We start from the raw sequence: 15,311 nt of genomic DNA, 5'->3' as shown, positions 1-15,311 counted from the left end.
GCTCTGCGCGAGGTGGGTAGATGCAGAATTGACAACCCCCGCCTGTGCTTTCGCCAACTCGCATCCAGCCGCGGTAACAAGCGCTGGCACTCGCCTTTGACAATGAATGGTCCGCCTTGGCGGACCATTCATTTTTTCGCGTGCCATGACACGTTCATGCTTCTCGATTGAATGTTGCCTGCCTGCTTGCCCTTTCGGCCTTGTTTTGCGTGAAAACTCACCATCTGGTTTTTCTGCGCGGATATAAAAACCACTGCTCAGAATTTCCGAGAGATGTGCAAACAGGTCTTCGCCGCCATCATTCCGGCCTGATGAACCGCAAGCCTTTTCATCGTTGAACCACTTCACAGCACCAGTTGCCATTTTTAATCCTGCAGATGTTGAGAGTCACATTTGCGCTTGCGGTATCGCACGGCGCGACCAGCCGCGACGGACGACTTTGTCCCACACAGGGAGGAAATCTGCCGATCAGCATATCCAGCTGATGGCAAGAGGTCCAATGCCTGCAGCTTGCGACTTTATTACCGTGATATCGATTCCAGTTTTAATGCGTTTTGATGCGAGTGGGCAGAAATTACTAAATCCTGGTTTTAATTGCGAGCATGCCGTTAGATTTCACGGCAATATGATTGAATTGAGTCTCTCAATTGTGTACGTTTTAAGCGAGATGGCGCCAAGCATCCCGTATGGACAAGTATTAAGCGATTCTGAGGGCTAAGATGAATCAAGTTGTCGAGCGTGACATCGTGCATATCGGCCGGGTTACGCGTGCGACCGTTGCCCAGTGTGCCCCGAGATTATGCTTGTTGACTATTCTGAAAGCGGTGTCTTAAGGAATCAACTAAGTGATCGCCTGAAGACAAGGTTTTTGTTCGCGTTATTGCGATGAGCTTTGTTTATCTTTAGGGAGTACATATAAAGTCATGAGCGAACTGAAATTGGACCTTCGGGCGAGAGCCGAGTTGCTCGCCTTTCTGGTTGAGTCTCAACTTTTGGCAAGGCTCGTTAGTGGCGATTGGCTCACTATCGGGAACGTCGTCGAATTGGAACGAATCTGGCTGGCCGCAAACGGGGGCGACGCGGACTGGTTTGAGCGGGTGTCAATCTCAAGCTGGTCGCAGACGCTTGCTGAACGCGCCGAGGTAAATTTGCCGGTGTTGCTCGGCGACGAGTCAGCCGCGGCTTCCAAAAATCCCCGACCCGACTTCCGCGCTACGTTTGTGCGAGCGGTCTATGACATGTGCCTGGACCATCTCGTGGAGATGAGCCGGTTCAGCAGGCTGCGCTCACACGACGGCGAAGCACAGTAAGCAAGGGTTACCTCACGCTCGCTTTGCCAGGGCGCGGGGCGAGGGAGAGGGCTAGATGTTCTCTTCTGCGTCGGGTATCTACTATCCGGCGAGCTACGAGCGCTGCAGCGGTCTGCATCAAGGCATTCAGGTTTGCCGCTTTGCTGAAGATTGCGCTTTGCGTGAGTGAATTTTCGTGCGGTGGTTCGCGCCACATACCGATCGGTCTGCGTGGGGCAGCGGCGTTAGCCGGTATTCGCTCTGGTTGAGGTGGTTATCGATGGAGCAAATCTTTGTTTCCCGGGCCAGCGCGATCCAACGACTTCTCGAGAGAAGGCGGAACCTCATGTCCGAGACCGAATGCAACCCGTCCCTTGCGCACGCTATTGTGGATGTCGAGCAGCTTCTGCTTGACGTCAGAGCCGGCCGACTGAATGTGTTCCAGTTCACCGACGGCATGGGGCAGATATGCCACATTTTCATCCTGTAGATGCGGCGCGCGAGTAGAGGCTCCGATCCGCTCTCGCAAGAGAGCAGCCGAGGATACCGCTCGGAGGCGACGCATCGCGTTGATGCCAGGCGGCCAAACGCTCAAGAGTCGTCATTCAGACGACGACGTTCACAATCGTCGACTGTGGGTCGCTTCTCCCGGAACGCGCAAAAAAACTGGCACGCAGAGCGAGCGTTCTGTCACGGCTTCGCCCAGATCTGCTTCCAGCACATGAGCAAGGTACCGCGGGAGTCTCTGGACACGGTCCCATCGATTGCGCACGTGCTTCCCACCATAGCGGGACCGTATTGCGCAACGTGTCGATCCGCATCTGCAAGTACAGCGGTTGGCACTCTGCCCAGGACAAAACCATCTTTTCCAACGATTAACACGCCGAGAAGGAGACCTGTGCCACATAAAAGAACGATTGCTGGAAGTCTGAACCTCGACGGCCATACGGCAAATCCGGGCTTGATGGTGGAAGGCATTCGATTTCCCTCTCAAAATGCGATGCCGCGGAAAACGCTCGCCGGCGCTCATCCTGCCGGCGGGCAATCGACGTGCAGGTCACAGCGACCGATTGCGTGGCCAGAACCATCCCCGCGTGTCAGCACACGGCTTCCAGGCTGCCAATGGGCTCGTGATCGGATGCGGTGGCAAAGCGCTCCGCCGGGCGTGTTCCGTAGCAGATCGAGGAGCGTATCCAATCGCTGTCTGTCCGACGCCGATATCCCGCGCTCCTCCAGCAGCCTTTCGATCTGCGCGATCCAGTAACCGCGACGGACAAGTCGGGGGTATGAGGTCAGGGCGCTGATGGCCTTTGCCAGTTGTCCAATCTCCGTCTTCATGGTGTTCACATTCCCCTCCTTCGGATTTCTGAAGAGATGAATGTATGCCGGCTCCGACGCTTCTCCCTGCGGTTGGCGTGGACCGTCTCCCCGTCGAACCATACGCGGGTGCCTACAGGAGACATCCCGATACACAGCGCCGCCGCGATCCGTCCTGCGGGTCGTCGCGAACGGCGATTGAGATTGCCTGGATGCTGGTCGGGCTGGCGAAAAGCGGTCGCTACCGTTCGTGCGCAAACGTTATCGCTCTCGCCGTCGACTCGTTCCATCTGATCCTGAAGCTGGTAACGGCAGAATCCTGTCCCAGCCATACTGGGAAAAACACCTGGCCGGCAACGGAACGGTGCCGTCGTCGGGCGAACGCAGCTTTGTGCATCGTCAGGGCGGCACGGTCTCGCAGTTGGATGCCCGTTAGTCAGCCAGAGGGACGGGTGCAGGGCGGCGAAGACAAATGCGTCAATGCCGGGAAGGCGCGCAGTCCGCGGTAATGCGCGACGTTGGAAGTGTGTTCTAGCGGCGACCGGCGCCAGGTCGACGTGGAAACGGCCCGTTAATGGAATGAAACTGGGACGCCGCGTCGATCATGGTGAAGCTGCACAGGTATCGATTTCGCAACATGTGGGTTCGGTCACCAAAGCGTCGCCAGAAGTTCTGATAGCCTAGAGCGGTGGCTGACTGGCATAGCGTGCGCATTTCAACACTGCACAGACATGGCACGAGGAGGGCTTCACGATGCTGACATGGCTGATACGCAGGGCATCGCATCAGTGCGCTGACCCGGAAAGACTGGCTGAATGTGCGCTGCGCGAGTTGCGGGTGGAACTCTATCGGGCCGAGCAACGTATTCTCGATGCCCGCATGGAGGCGGATTACTATCGCACGCGCATTGTCTTCTGTGAAGAGGTACTCAGGAAGGGTATTGAGCAGGTTTCCGACATTCGCCGGGCATGTCAGGAGATGTCGCCACGCTTGCGGCCCGAATTGGAGCTTTCGGATGCGCGACCGGCAGTGTCCGGCGAACCCGTCGCGACGGCGTTCGATGCTGCCAGCCGGCCGGTGCTCGCCGCCAAGGGCGGGTAACAGCACGAACTGTGTGAAGACCCGATACTTCACTGCGAGCGCCAGCCGGCGAAACAGTTGGCCGGGCCGTCGGAAACGGCTAGCGATGCGTCCGATGTAGCTGGCGTAACAATCACACATGTGAACGAGGCTGGCGTGGTGACCTTGGTCGTTTTGATCCTGGTCGTGCGTCGTCGTCGGGGATGCCGTTGGTCAAGAAGGAAACATGAGACGACTGTTCCTCGCTGCGCTCGCATCCACCCGCTCTTGTGATGTGCGTTCATGCACAAAGCAGCGCGTCCGGCTCATTGGTCACGCCCCCTCTGGCAAACTGCGATTGGTGCGTCGGCCCCGATTTCGTCGGGATGCTCGACAGGAAAACTTTCAATAGCTTGGGCACGAAAACACTCACACATTTCGATGACATCGGCAACGGAGAAGTGAACGTCGTCCAGTCGAAACAAATGTAATCGTCTGTTAATGACGTGGGCGGCAGCCCTGTTTCGACGGCAGAGGCACCCTTGAGTTTTGGTACGATCCCTCCTTTTCCGCCTGCGCGTCGTCACCGTGAATCGCCGATACCTGTCCTTGTTTCGTCAACATTGCACAAGGTGGCTCGCCCGCATCCAGTCGCTGGCCGCTATCAGCAGAACGAAAGTCAGGCTCGTCGTCGTTGCCGCGCTGCGAGGCCTGCGTCACCCGACGCGACGCGGCATCGCGCTGGCACTCGGCGCAGTGCCAGCGCTGCTCCTGCTGTATGTGCTCGCGCTTGTGCCTTTCACGCCAGGCATCGGCGACATCCGCAAAGCCCGCGTCGACCGGCCGGCGTTGATCGTGTCCGCCGACGGTAAACTGCTCGCGGACTTCAGGCCGGTCAATCGCCAATGGGTATCACTCAGGCAGATTTCGCCCTACATGGTGGATGCCCTGATCGCGACCGAAGACCGTCGCTTCTACGCGCATCACGGCATTGACTGGATGCGCATCGCGTCGGCCGCGCTGCATACATTCTCGGGTGACCGGCAAGGCGGCTCGACGATCACGCAGCAGCTCGCGCGCAATCTGTATCCCGACGAAATCGGCCGGGCGCCGACCCTCACGCGCAAGCTCAAGGAAGCGATCACGGCGTTCAAGATCGAAGCCGTGTACAGCAAGGACCAGATTCTCGAAACGTACCTGAACACGGTGCCGTTCCTGTATAACGCGTACGGCGTGGAAATGGCCGCGCGCACCTACTTCGGCAAATCGGCCGCTCAGCTCGACATCCTAGAAAGCGCGATGCTTGTCGGCATGCTGAAGGCCAACAGCACCTACAACCCGGTGCTGAATCCCGAGCGTGCATTGCAGCGGCGCAACACGGTGCTCGGGCAGATGAACAGGTACGGGAAGCTCAAGCCCGGCGCGTATGAATGGTCGAAGCGTCAACCGCTCAACGTCGATTTCGAGCGCCAGAGCGCATCGCCGGGCCCCGCGCCGCATTTTGCGGCGCAATTGCGCAAGTGGCTGATCGGATGGGCCGATCGCAACGGCTACAACATCTATGCCGACGGGCTGGTGGTACGCACGACTATCGATTCCCGTCTGCAGGCAATGGCGACGCAGGCGATGAACTGGCAGACGAACCGGTTGCAATGGATCGCGAACGACGCCTGGAATGAACGCACGGGCTGTTCGCCGGGCAACGACCTGTTCCAGACGTTCATCCGGCAGACGCCCGACTATCGCGCCGCACGCGACGCGGGTCAATCGGATCAGGCCGCCCTCAGGAAGCTTGCGTTGACCCCGACGTTCGTCCGCACGCTCTGCGAGAGCAAGACCCAGATCCAGGCGGGCTTCGTTGCAATCGATCCGCGCAACGGAGATGTCAAGGCATGGGTCGGCAGTCGCGATTTCGGCGACGAGCCGTTTGATCACGTGCAGCAGGCGCGGCGTCAGCCGGGCTCGACCTTCAAGCCGTTCGTCTATGGGGCGGCGTTTGCGGACGGCGCGCGACCGGGCGATACGATCGTCGACCGGAACGTCGCCATTCCCCTAAGCGGACATGCAATCTGGCGGCCGACCGACGCGGAACCGCCCACTGGCGGACCAATGACGTTGCGCGACGCGCTCGCGTATTCGCGCAATCGCGTCACCGCCCAGCTTATGCAAAAGGAAGGCCCCGAGAAGGTCGCACGGCTCGCGCGCGCGATGGGTGTGCGCGAAAGTCCGCTCGAAGTGGTGCCGTCGCTCGCCTTGGGCACCAGCCCGGTTACGCTGAAAGAAATGGTCTCGGCGTATTGCACAATCGCAAACCGCGGCGCCTATGTCGAACCGCGCATGGTCACGCGCATTGAGGATCACAACGGCAAGATGCTCGCAGAATTCCCGAGTGCCTCGCCAGAAGCGGCGCTACCGGCCAGCGCAGCGCAAACGCTCGTCGACGTGATGCGCGACGTCGTGAACCGGGGCACCGGCTCGGACATCCGGACGCGCTTTGGGATTCGCGCCGACGTAGCCGGCAAGACGGGCACGACGCAGGACAACACCGATAGCTGGTTCATCCTGATGCATCCGCAACTGGTCGCTGGCGCGTGGGTGGGTTTCGACGATGCACGTGTGACGCTCGGCAACGACTATTGGGGTGAGGGGGCCCACAGCGCGTTGCCAATGGTGGGCGCATTTTACGACATGGCGCTGCGCGCGCGAGTCATCGATCCCCGTGCCCAGCTCGGGCCCGAAACGCGCTCCCCTCGCGCGGTTCGCCCGCGACGTCATCGCCACTTCCTCTTCTGGCCATTCTGATGGCGTCGCTGGCGACGCTCCCGCTGACGAAGACGTTATAACTGGCCATATCGCGTTCCGTAATATGATGGAGCGCTATGGCCGATTCACGACCGGCAGCAACTATCGCGTCTCGTATCGCGCGTTTCCAACTATGCCCCTCTGTGCTGCTTTGCCCGCTACGAGTCGAGCAGGCGTTACAGCTTTGCGTTGAAGCAGCCATGATAATGCTGCACATTGGGTGAAATTGAACAACACGGCCACGTGTGAAGTGGCCGACCAGCAACTTGTTGCTGCTCTTTCGGGGGATAAGATGAAACGTCTTTTCATTGCCGCGGCGCTAGCAGGTATTGGAATCGGTGCATCAGGACTTGCGAACGCCGTCGACGTTGGGGTTGGCATCAATATTGGCGTACCGCCGCCCGTCGTGGTCGCACCGGCACCGGTGGTCGTAGTGTCGCCCGGATGGCACGGAGACCGTTACTGGGACGGACGCCGCTATTGGGACCGCGGCGAATGGGAGGAGCATCGCCACCATCACGGGCACGATCACTGTCCGCCCGGCCACGCGAAAAAGGGCGAATGCTAGCCCGCACCGCGAGCCGCCGCCGGGAGGAATGGCTGGCCGGCTACCGGTCCCGGCATGACACACAAGGTCGAGGTCATCGGCTTCCTGAAAGACGCGCTCAAGGTTTCCGGACGGACGGGCGGCGTTCGAATACGAAGTGCGCAGCGGCAATTTCGTCAAGTTCGATGCCGGCCTTGTCAGTCAGGAGCAGAAGATCGCCGATATCCTGTACGACGGGCATGCGATCAGGAAGAAGGTGAAGGTCGACGTGGAATACGATCTGCAGTTCAACACGGTGCAAAAGGCCGTCTGGCCGGTGCGATCATCCTGACTGTCGTGACGCCTCCCGGCCGGGTCGGCGAGCCTGTCGAGAGACGAAGGCCAACCGGAAGAAAGCGGCCTGGAGCAGATGGAATACACGTCGATTGCAGTCGTACCGGGTGCGTGGTTCACGCCGCGTTCGTGCCTGGCTCGCTTTGAATCACCAGTTCCATGAACCCTGTGCCCGGGTCGAGCTCCCTGGTGAAGCGGTGCCCGGCAAGCAGCGCGAGCAACAGCTCGGCTGTCGTGCGGACGATGCACCCGCGCGCGACATGACCACCAAACACCTGACCGCGCGCGTCGGCAACCGACATATGCAGGTGCGCGCCATCAGGCGATACGGAGCCAGCCAGCGTCAATATTTCGAGGTCGCCTCGCAATCCGGTTGGAGCTTCGGCGCCGGCGAATCGCAACTGGGCGACGCTGAGGCTCCCAATGCCCTGGATGACGAAGGCCGCGCGCAACTGACGCTGGCGCAACACCTCTTCGAGAGCGTCGCGCACATCATCGCCGGGGGAAAGGCGCAAAGGATGGACTTGCATGGTCTGGTCGCGGATAGAGGTTATATTTTATCCAACCTGCAAGCCGAATCCGGATTTTCAGCGTCGAGAGAGCGGTCCAGGAACGTCGGCGGATCGGCACGGCTGAGCGCTACGGCCGGCGTGCCGGCTCGCCGCCATCGAGCTCGAAACGGGATGCGCGTTCTCCTTTGACGCTGCCGAACTGTGTTTCAGATTACACGTCTCGTTACACACAAAAACACCGGTAATCTGCCGTCTCAATATAGTGCGTTCACTGACCAGTGAGGCACGTTATGAAGAGAATTCTTGCGCTGATGCTGATGGCCATATGTCTTGGAAGCGCGCTGAGCGGCTGCATTATTGTGCCTGCAGGCGGCGGCTACCATGGCTACTACCACGACGGTTACTAATCGTAGCTGACTTCCTTATGCCCAGTTGCCCAAGCATACATATCAGAGAAGGTAAATTATGAGCAACATACGCAGTCGCTGGTTCACGATATCGCTGGTTGCCGGCCTCGGCATAGGCGTATCGTCCGTCGCGCTCGCACACGTCGATGTTGGAGTAAACATTGGCATCCCCGGTGCCGTGTATGCACCCGAGCCAGTCTATGCTCCACCGCCGGTATATGTCGAACCTCCCGCTCCTGTTGTCATTAGTCCGGGCTGGTATGGCGACAGGTACTACGACGGGCATCGTTATTGGCAGCGCCGGGAATGGGAAGAGCGCCGTCATGATGAACGGGAATGGCACGACGCTCGGGACCATTACGACGGACATCGCGGCGACTGGGGGCATGACCGCGATGGCGGTGGTCCGCGACGCAACTGGCACCACGACCATCGCGACGGCGACGAGAGGCGCGACCATTGAGAGGGGCGGCGTTGACGAGCGCAGAATTGTTTAGAACGAGGAGGTCACGGCTGGTCGCGCAGCGGTCGCCGTGACAGCCAAATTGCGATTTGCAGTCGCCGCTTCTGGCTTGGGCATAAAGAATAATGTAGTAGTCGGGCTTTATCTTCATGAGGGTATCGGCTAGCCGGCCAATTGCGGGTGCCATGAGCGCTTCGAAGGAGATGTTAGAAGTGAATGTACCGGTACTTCAGGCGATGTAGCTCGCGCCAATTATCGGCGTTGCGCCCATCTGTTCCAGGTAAGAGAACTTTAGGCGGTTGAAAGATAGGCAGTTAGATCCGACCAAGCAAGTAACATGGGGCAATGTCCGGATCGGAATGTACTAACCAGGTCAACTGCAATTAAGTAAGCGAATGATGCCTCAAGGGTCGCACTCGGCCCGAGTGAAGACTCGGTGATGCAGTCCGCAGCCAACGCGATCACTTCTCGCGTTGGCAAATTCCCGCTCGAGCCAACTTGCGTCTCCATGGCGCGCCGATCATGCCGAGGCCACAGCGTTGGACATGACCGCCGCAAGTTTGCCGCCCGTGGCAAACGCAATCGGCACGGAGAGGATGGAATGTGCAATACCAACTGGTCTTCAAAGGTGGAACTGGACGGCTGCCTCGTGACAATGAACGCAAACGCCTGCGCGGTGACGGCACGGATGGCCGATGTGCATGAAGCGGCCGTCGCGTTAGAGCAACCGTGTATGATCGGTGGGTCGAAAAACAGTCCGTTGCCCCATTGGCCGCCAAGACGTTCAGTAGCAGACGCAATTAGCGTAGTTGAGTCTGCGCGTCGTTGAAGAGTTGCTGTTCAAGCGCGGCGTCGTGGTCAGTTATGAAACGCTCCAGCGCTGGTGCGATGACTTTGGCACGGGCTTCGCCCGTTGCGTCAAGGATGCTCGCCGTAAGCCCGGCGCCACATGGCATCTCGACAAAGTGTTTGTTACGCCCCGCGGTGAGCCTTGGCATCTCTTCACTGAGTTCGCCCAAAATCCATCGGCTTTCTGAGCAGATGTGCTTCCTTGGTACTACTGCGTTGCCAGCACCTCAACGTGACAACGCCCGGGCCGGGCTATGCTCTCGCGGCTACTGAGAGGGAGCGCGGCACTCGTTCAACTTCGGAACGTTTCCGTTGAGCTGCAGGGCCAGGAATCTGGCCGTTCCTGTCGGGGCGCCGACCTTGACCGTCGAGCCCGTGCGGGTGTTGGCGGTCTGGCTGTTGCAGTAGCGGAAATACGAATCGGCGCAAGGATAGGGACCGGCGATCTGATAGCCGACTGGTGATCCCTGAGCCTGGGTTATCGGACACGCGCAGATGATGTCCGTGCTTCCGAGCTGCCTGTCGAACCCGGGGAACGAGCTGCCGCTGCTGCTGGTGAAGCAAATGCCGCCGTCGCATTGCGCGTAGCCGCCGGTGGACCCCGCTGGACAGGTATAGAGCGCACGATGGCCGTTCGGCGCAACCACGGACTCCGGCAAGCTGAATGTGCTCACCATGTACCCATTGTCGACGCCGTTGGCATTTATCGAGCAGACGTCCTCGCCGTCGACCCGCAGCGGCAAACTGATGCTGTCCCCCTCTTTGACGTCACATTTGCAGTAGGCCACCTGGTTTATCACCGTGCAGCTGGCGGTCGCGCAGAGCGCGTACGTCTGCCCCTTGCAGATCTTGAAGAAACCAGCGGGAGTCGCACCGGCAGGGATCCCAGGCGCAGGGGCGCTCGCGGAAGGCGAGGGCGCGACGGCGTTCCCCACACAACCGGTCAACGCGTCGAGCATCCCGACCAGCATTATCGCCAGGATGAGAAAATTCACGAGCCGGGGCGCCATGATTCGCTCCTGCTACCTGAAGCGGTGGTGCGGACAAGTATGCGCTGATTATCTGTCTCGCGTCGACCAGGGTACCTGTGCCGCGTGAGCAACATCATAGGGTGCCAGGATCAGAGTGGGACGGCGCTTGTTTCATGCCCATCTGGAGGAGCAGCAGAGATTTCCGGGGTCGCTTCGGGTGCGAACTCGGCCGACCGCATCCGGCAGGGTACGGCCAGTTCCAGTCGTTGGCGTGCGCTCTATTAACGACGTCTTCGAATGGTACTCCGGTCATTCGCAATGTTGAACTGGCGGGTGGGCGCGATGTGCAAGTGTCTACTGGAGACAGCAACAAGCGCATCGGGCACGAGCGATCATGGCGTGGCCCGGCAGGCGAGATCGGGGAGCCATGCATAAGGTTGCCATTACCGTTACGATAAGAAACTTCAACTGTTCGTGATGTTCGGCGTAAGGCACGCTGCAATCGGACGGATTCCAAATGCAGGAATACCGATCCTTATAAAGACCTTACGGAGACATCGCCATGAAAGCCTCTATCCGCGGCATGCTGCCGCCGCTCGGCCTCGCCTTCCTTGCAACAATGTTCGCAGCGCACATCGCCGAGGCAGCAGAGCCTGCGTACCGGCTGGTAAAAACCATTGATCTGCCGGGCGACAAGGGAGGGCATGGCGACTGGACCACCTTCGACAGCGATACGCGCTCGGTCTGGCTGTCGCAATCACCCGATCACAACGTCGTCGTCATTGACGCTACAAGCAATACAGTCAAGCACGTTATCAGCGGAATCGAAGACGGGCACGGAATCGGTTTTGGGGGCGACTTCGCATTCATCGCCGACAATGCAAAGAACGTGGTCGTGGTGGTCAACAAACGAACCTTCAAGCAGGCCGCGGTCCTGCATCCTTCGGGAAAGGGGCCAAACGGCGTGATCGTTCATCCGAAGACGGGTGAGGTTTTCGTTGGCAGCGACAGCGCGGATATGACCGTCTTTAGCGGCAAGGCGCCGTTCACCCAGGTCGCCACGTTCAAACTATCGGAAAAGCCCTCAAAAGACGGTCCTGATGTCGGGCTCTATGTGCCCTCGAAGGACCGCCTCTACCAGCCCATTGACAACGCCGTAGCGATCGTCGACCCGAGCCAGCACAAGGTCGTCGGAACGTGGGATGTGGGCGTGAAAGGCCAGACGAAGCCGATGGTCTTCGATTCGCGGACCGGGCGATTCCTGCTCGGTACGACGGATTTGCGCATGCTCAGTCTGGACGCCGACACTGGCAAAGTCCTGCAGGCGATACCCGTCAAGGGGAAGGTCGATGAAACGGTCATCGACGAGGGCGCCCGGCGCGCGTTTGTCGGTGACAAGGCAGGCATGATTGAGATCGTCGACCTGGATGAGAAAACGGTCGTTGGCGCGATTCCATCGGAACCCAACGTTCATACGCTAACGGTCAATCCCGTCACTCACTCGGTGTACGTGTACCGCAACGAAAGCAACAAGGTGGATGTATTTTCGCCAAAATGAAAGAGAATCGGCATTGCTAACGAACTTGAACGGAGAAGACTCGGGCAGTCACGGCACGAGCCCGGGTCCTGCGGAGTTCGGTTCACGTACCTGACACATCCTTCAGCGTGTCATCCGTACCGGCGAACGTTTCAAAGTACAGGTCCTTGCCATAGCTGGTCTGCAATGGTTCACCCGGTGTGATCCTGAAGGTGCGCGTGCCGTCATCCTGCCGCTCGGCCCGGAGAAACTGCACCTGTGCCGTCGCTGTTTCATACAGGCCATGTGCGAATGCGTACAGGTGAGTCACGAAGAAGACCCTAATGCGCCTTTCCTGCAACGCGCCGACAATCTGTCGCGCGATTTCCGATCCCTCACGCTCGTTGGTGGAGGCAAAGGACTCGTTGAACAGTACGAACCAGTCCGGCGACATCGCATCGACAAGGCGGCTCATGCGGTTGAGTTCTTCGTCGAGTTTGCCGCTTTTCATCGAGGCATCTTCTTCACGCCTGTAGTGCGTCAAGAGCGCCTTGCAGCGTTCGCCGGTGTACGATCCAGCCGCGACGAACATGCCACTTTGCAACATCAGTTGCGCGAGACCGATGCTCCTCAGAAAGCTGGACTTTCCGCCCTGATTCGCGCCCGTGATAATCGCCACATCCTTGCCGTCCAGATCGAGCGTGTTGCCGACGACGGCGCGTCCCGACTGGAGAGCGAGGCATACGTCTGACAGTCCGGTAAAGGACAGCCGGCGTGTGCCGACGGCATCGATGCCCGGGAAGCACAGTGGGACATTCAGCGCCTTGAGCCTGTCATACAGCCTGAGACACGCGACGTAGAACGCCAGTTCGGTGCGCAGCATCGTGAAAAAGTCGTTGATGTGATCCATCGACTGTGCCAGTGCATTGGCGATGAGGTTGATGCCGCGCGCCTCCAGTTCGGACAGTGCCCGCGCTCCGGCTTCATCGCGCTCTGGAATCCGGAAACTGTAGGCGCGCGATCCAGGGTCCATAAGCAGTCTGATCCAGCGTGGCCTTTTGTCGCGCAGTTCCCGCAGAACGGGGTCTTTGCCACGGTTCCCTTCCCCCAGGCGCGCGCTGATGAGTACCCCGGATTTCAGTCGGCCCTCTTTCAGATGATGCTGGATACTGTGCAGGTACTCATCACTGAGTTCAGTCTTCAGCGTGTCAAAGAATCTTTTGAAGCCAGGTGACCGGAATGTGGACGCGTGCGCATCCGCAATCACCTTCAGTTTGCGAAGTCGCTCGACGAACATCCGCAGCACATCGATTGCGCCATGAAGAATCGCTGGAGGATAGTGACCGAAAACACCATAATGGTGATCCCGCTTTGCGTCTAGCGTTTCGACCGTGAAGCGGTAAAGTTCCTCGACTACGGTGCGATGTTGAAGACAGTCCTGCAGGACGGCTTGCCGGTAGCATACGGTTTCGGCGTCGTTGTCGCATCCCGCGAGCAACGCCGCTCGCGCGATTTTTCGCAGGAATCCGTCGTCGGCCGCCATGCCGCCAAGCAACGTGTCAAGCGCCAGATCCCGAATCAGGTCGTCGGCATACACAGGGATCTTGTCGGGATCGAAGTCACGATCCGGATGCATCAGGTGGGCTTTCATGGCTTGATGCGTTCCTTCACGCAGTCGTAGGTCACACGGTATTTCCGCGCAATGGCCAGGGCGTAAGCCAGGCCATCAGCCGGTCGTCGCTCCAGTTTGTACGTTCGCGCCGTTGGATCATTCGGGTCAATGCTGCCGACCATGCTGACGGTTCTCACGGAAAGCGAGGTCAGTTCGGTCAGGAATGTGACGCATACACCAAGCGCTCCAAGCCGGCAAAGCTGCGTCATCACCTTCGTGCTGAGAAAGAGCGCGTCGCTGACAGTGGTCGAAGAAAAGATCTCGTTGAGAATGACGATGCTGGACGGCGTGGCGTTTTCGAGAATGTGCCGGATGCGGACCAGATCGTCCTGAAGTTTGCCTCGCAGATTCGCAATAGCTTCTTCACGCTCGAAGTGGGTGAATATGCGATCGAACAGAAACAGACGAGCTTGCGATCCCGGCACCGGACAGCCAAGACTAGCCAGATAGTGCAACTGTCCAAATGCGCGCGCGAATGTTGTTTTGCCGCCCTGGTTCGGACCAGATACCACAAAAATGCGTTCGGGCCCGGACAGATAGAAATCGTTGCACACAACCGGGGCGTTCTCTGCGACGAGACGCGTCGCCAGCGCGAGGTCGAAACTTTCACGGCTCTCAATATCTCTCGATGTCGAAGAAACGTTGGGGTAACAGAATGCGAGACCCGCTCGCCGACAGAAGGCGATATGCGAAAGATAGGCCACATAGAACTGGACTTCGCGGTCGAAGCGGACAATGCGTTCATCAGAAAAGTCGGGATGTTGTGCGCAGAAAGCACCAAGCGCACCGAATGCGTCCGGATGAAGTCGCGCGACCCTTTCGAGAATTCCTGCCTCCACGTGATTGAGCGCGTCAGCGTCGCGGTAGGCGACCAGGTAGTTCTGCACTTCGCCACGCCGGAATTTCTCGAACGTCGCCTCGATCTGGGCCGTGTAGTCAGGTTCACCGTGATAGCGGGCAACTGTGACCGTGTCACCCTTGATCAGCACGCAATACCGGACATCCGCGAGACGCGATCTCACAGTCATCATTTCTCCCGCAAGGCGCTGGAACCCGGCTGATGCGACGTAAGCTCCAAGGTATCCGTGAAAAGCGCGCAACCCTCGCGAGCACAGCGAGAGTGCGCCGAGGTCCTGATACAGCCGCCGGACACCATCGCAATAGGCCTCAACAGCCGCCAGAAACCACCGTTGCCGCTCGTGCAGGTATGAACGCTTCTGGGTACGGTCAAGGCGCTCGCGCATGACCCGCATCTGCCGGGAAAACTCCTGCACGGCCTGCATCACCAGCCCGTCTTCCAGATCCCTGAAAATCTCCTGACGGTAGATGACTGCCTCAGTGTCGCGGAGCGGCAAATGAAAGAATGGCGTCAAACTGTAGTCCTGCCACGCGGCCGTGACGGCTTCTACGATCTGGTCCAACAGAAGATCGCTGAAGAAACCGGCGATGTCGTGCGCGGGTCGCTCCGAGGCAGGGAAGGATGCGGGAAACAGGATGCTCTCGAAACATCCCGTCGGGGGCTCCGGTGACGTCGACACCGATGCAGGAGCAGGTCGTTCGCCCATATGACACCT

At 59.1% G+C, this 15,311-nt stretch carries 12 protein-coding genes and 2 pseudogenes; 9 read left to right on the top strand and 5 right to left on the bottom strand.

Features of this window, described 5'->3' with window-relative positions:
* Window positions 1-128 precede the first annotated feature (128 nt).
* Window positions 129-363 (bottom strand): annotated as a pseudogene (locus GCT13_RS24805) (cold-shock protein).
* Window positions 364-923: 560 nt separating this feature from the next.
* Here GCT13_RS24805 and GCT13_RS24800 point away from each other — a divergent pair.
* From GCT13_RS24800 to GCT13_RS24770, 6 genes are all read left to right on the top strand, one after another.
* Window positions 924-1,310, top strand: a complete 387-nt coding sequence (locus GCT13_RS24800) for a hypothetical protein (protein ID WP_152762588.1) — start codon at window positions 924-926, stop codon at window positions 1,308-1,310.
* Between the two features lie 325 nt (window positions 1,311-1,635).
* On the top strand, window positions 1,636-1,779 hold the full coding sequence (locus GCT13_RS48535; RefSeq protein ID WP_193727751.1) for a hypothetical protein: 144 nt from the start codon (window positions 1,636-1,638) through the stop codon (window positions 1,777-1,779).
* A gap of 1,580 nt (window positions 1,780-3,359) precedes the next feature.
* Window positions 3,360-3,707, top strand: a complete 348-nt coding sequence (locus tag GCT13_RS24785; protein WP_227746992.1) for a hypothetical protein — start codon at window positions 3,360-3,362, stop codon at window positions 3,705-3,707.
* A 567-nt stretch (window positions 3,708-4,274) separates the two neighbouring features.
* Window positions 4,275-6,467: a penicillin-binding protein 1A gene (locus GCT13_RS24780; protein WP_152762582.1), complete on the top strand. Its 2,193-nt coding sequence runs from the start codon at window positions 4,275-4,277 to the stop codon at window positions 6,465-6,467.
* A 292-nt stretch (window positions 6,468-6,759) separates the two neighbouring features.
* Window positions 6,760-7,035 (top strand): hypothetical protein, encoded by a 276-nt coding sequence (locus GCT13_RS24775; protein WP_152762702.1) that lies wholly within the window; start codon window positions 6,760-6,762, stop codon window positions 7,033-7,035.
* Between the two features lie 136 nt (window positions 7,036-7,171).
* Window positions 7,172-7,345, top strand: coding sequence for a hypothetical protein (locus GCT13_RS24770; RefSeq protein ID WP_227746991.1), 174 nt, complete (start codon window positions 7,172-7,174; stop codon window positions 7,343-7,345).
* 118 nt (window positions 7,346-7,463) lie between these two features.
* Here GCT13_RS24770 and GCT13_RS24765 read toward each other — a convergent pair whose 3' ends face one another.
* Window positions 7,464-7,877: a PPC domain-containing DNA-binding protein gene (locus GCT13_RS24765; RefSeq protein ID WP_152762580.1), complete on the bottom strand. Its 414-nt coding sequence runs from the start codon at window positions 7,875-7,877 to the stop codon at window positions 7,464-7,466.
* 447 nt (window positions 7,878-8,324) lie between these two features.
* Here GCT13_RS24765 and GCT13_RS24760 point away from each other — a divergent pair, with 447 nt between their 5' ends.
* Window positions 8,325-8,729 (top strand): hypothetical protein, encoded by a 405-nt coding sequence (locus GCT13_RS24760; RefSeq protein ID WP_152762578.1) that lies wholly within the window; start codon window positions 8,325-8,327, stop codon window positions 8,727-8,729.
* Between the two features lie 809 nt (window positions 8,730-9,538).
* Window positions 9,539-9,733: pseudogene (locus GCT13_RS24755) on the top strand (IS6 family transposase); the annotation flags it as partial.
* 111 nt (window positions 9,734-9,844) lie between these two features.
* Here the strand turns inward: GCT13_RS24755 and GCT13_RS24750 are convergent.
* Window positions 9,845-10,588, bottom strand: coding sequence for a hypothetical protein (locus tag GCT13_RS24750; RefSeq protein WP_152762576.1), 744 nt, complete (start codon window positions 10,586-10,588; stop codon window positions 9,845-9,847).
* Between the two features lie 523 nt (window positions 10,589-11,111).
* Here GCT13_RS24750 and GCT13_RS24745 point away from each other — a divergent pair.
* Window positions 11,112-12,107 (top strand): YncE family protein, encoded by a 996-nt coding sequence (locus GCT13_RS24745; RefSeq protein ID WP_152762574.1) that lies wholly within the window; start codon window positions 11,112-11,114, stop codon window positions 12,105-12,107.
* Window positions 12,108-12,189: 82 nt separating this feature from the next.
* Here GCT13_RS24745 and GCT13_RS24740 read toward each other — a convergent pair whose 3' ends face one another.
* Together GCT13_RS24740 and GCT13_RS24735 are read right to left on the bottom strand one after the other, a co-directional pair.
* Window positions 12,190-13,716, bottom strand: a complete 1,527-nt coding sequence (locus GCT13_RS24740; RefSeq protein WP_152762572.1) for a MutS-related protein — start codon at window positions 13,714-13,716, stop codon at window positions 12,190-12,192.
* Window positions 13,713-15,302, bottom strand: coding sequence for a MutS-related protein (locus tag GCT13_RS24735; RefSeq protein WP_152762570.1), 1,590 nt, complete (start codon window positions 15,300-15,302; stop codon window positions 13,713-13,715). The genes GCT13_RS24740 and GCT13_RS24735 overlap by 4 nt, the downstream gene beginning before the upstream one ends.
* Window positions 15,303-15,311: the final 9 nt, after the last annotated feature.

It is taken from the genome of Paraburkholderia franconis, assembly GCF_009362735.1.
In the GTDB taxonomy this organism is placed as follows: domain Bacteria; phylum Pseudomonadota; class Gammaproteobacteria; order Burkholderiales; family Burkholderiaceae; genus Paraburkholderia; species Paraburkholderia franconis.
This window is presented reverse-complemented; position numbering and strand designations above follow the sequence as displayed.

Bases quoted from the DNA above. Each gene is read 5' to 3' on its own strand.
- GCT13_RS24800 (WP_152762588.1), top strand. From the start codon at position 924: ATGAGCGAACTGAAATTGGACCTTCGGGCGAGAGCCGAGTTGCTCGCC.
- GCT13_RS48535 (WP_193727751.1), top strand. From the start codon at position 1,636: ATGTCCGAGACCGAATGCAACCCGTCCCTTGCGCACGCTATTGTGGAT.
- GCT13_RS24785 (WP_227746992.1), top strand. From the start codon at position 3,360: ATGCTGACATGGCTGATACGCAGGGCATCGCATCAGTGCGCTGACCCG.
- GCT13_RS24775 (WP_152762702.1), top strand. From the start codon at position 6,760: ATGAAACGTCTTTTCATTGCCGCGGCGCTAGCAGGTATTGGAATCGGT.
- GCT13_RS24765 (WP_152762580.1), bottom strand. From the start codon at position 7,877: ATGCAAGTCCATCCTTTGCGCCTTTCCCCCGGCGATGATGTGCGCGAC.
- GCT13_RS24760 (WP_152762578.1), top strand. From the start codon at position 8,325: ATGAGCAACATACGCAGTCGCTGGTTCACGATATCGCTGGTTGCCGGC.
- GCT13_RS24750 (WP_152762576.1), bottom strand. From the start codon at position 10,588: ATGGCGCCCCGGCTCGTGAATTTTCTCATCCTGGCGATAATGCTGGTC.
- GCT13_RS24745 (WP_152762574.1), top strand. From the start codon at position 11,112: ATGAAAGCCTCTATCCGCGGCATGCTGCCGCCGCTCGGCCTCGCCTTC.
- GCT13_RS24740 (WP_152762572.1), bottom strand. From the start codon at position 13,716: ATGAAAGCCCACCTGATGCATCCGGATCGTGACTTCGATCCCGACAAG.
- GCT13_RS24735 (WP_152762570.1), bottom strand. From the start codon at position 15,302: ATGGGCGAACGACCTGCTCCTGCATCGGTGTCGACGTCACCGGAGCCC.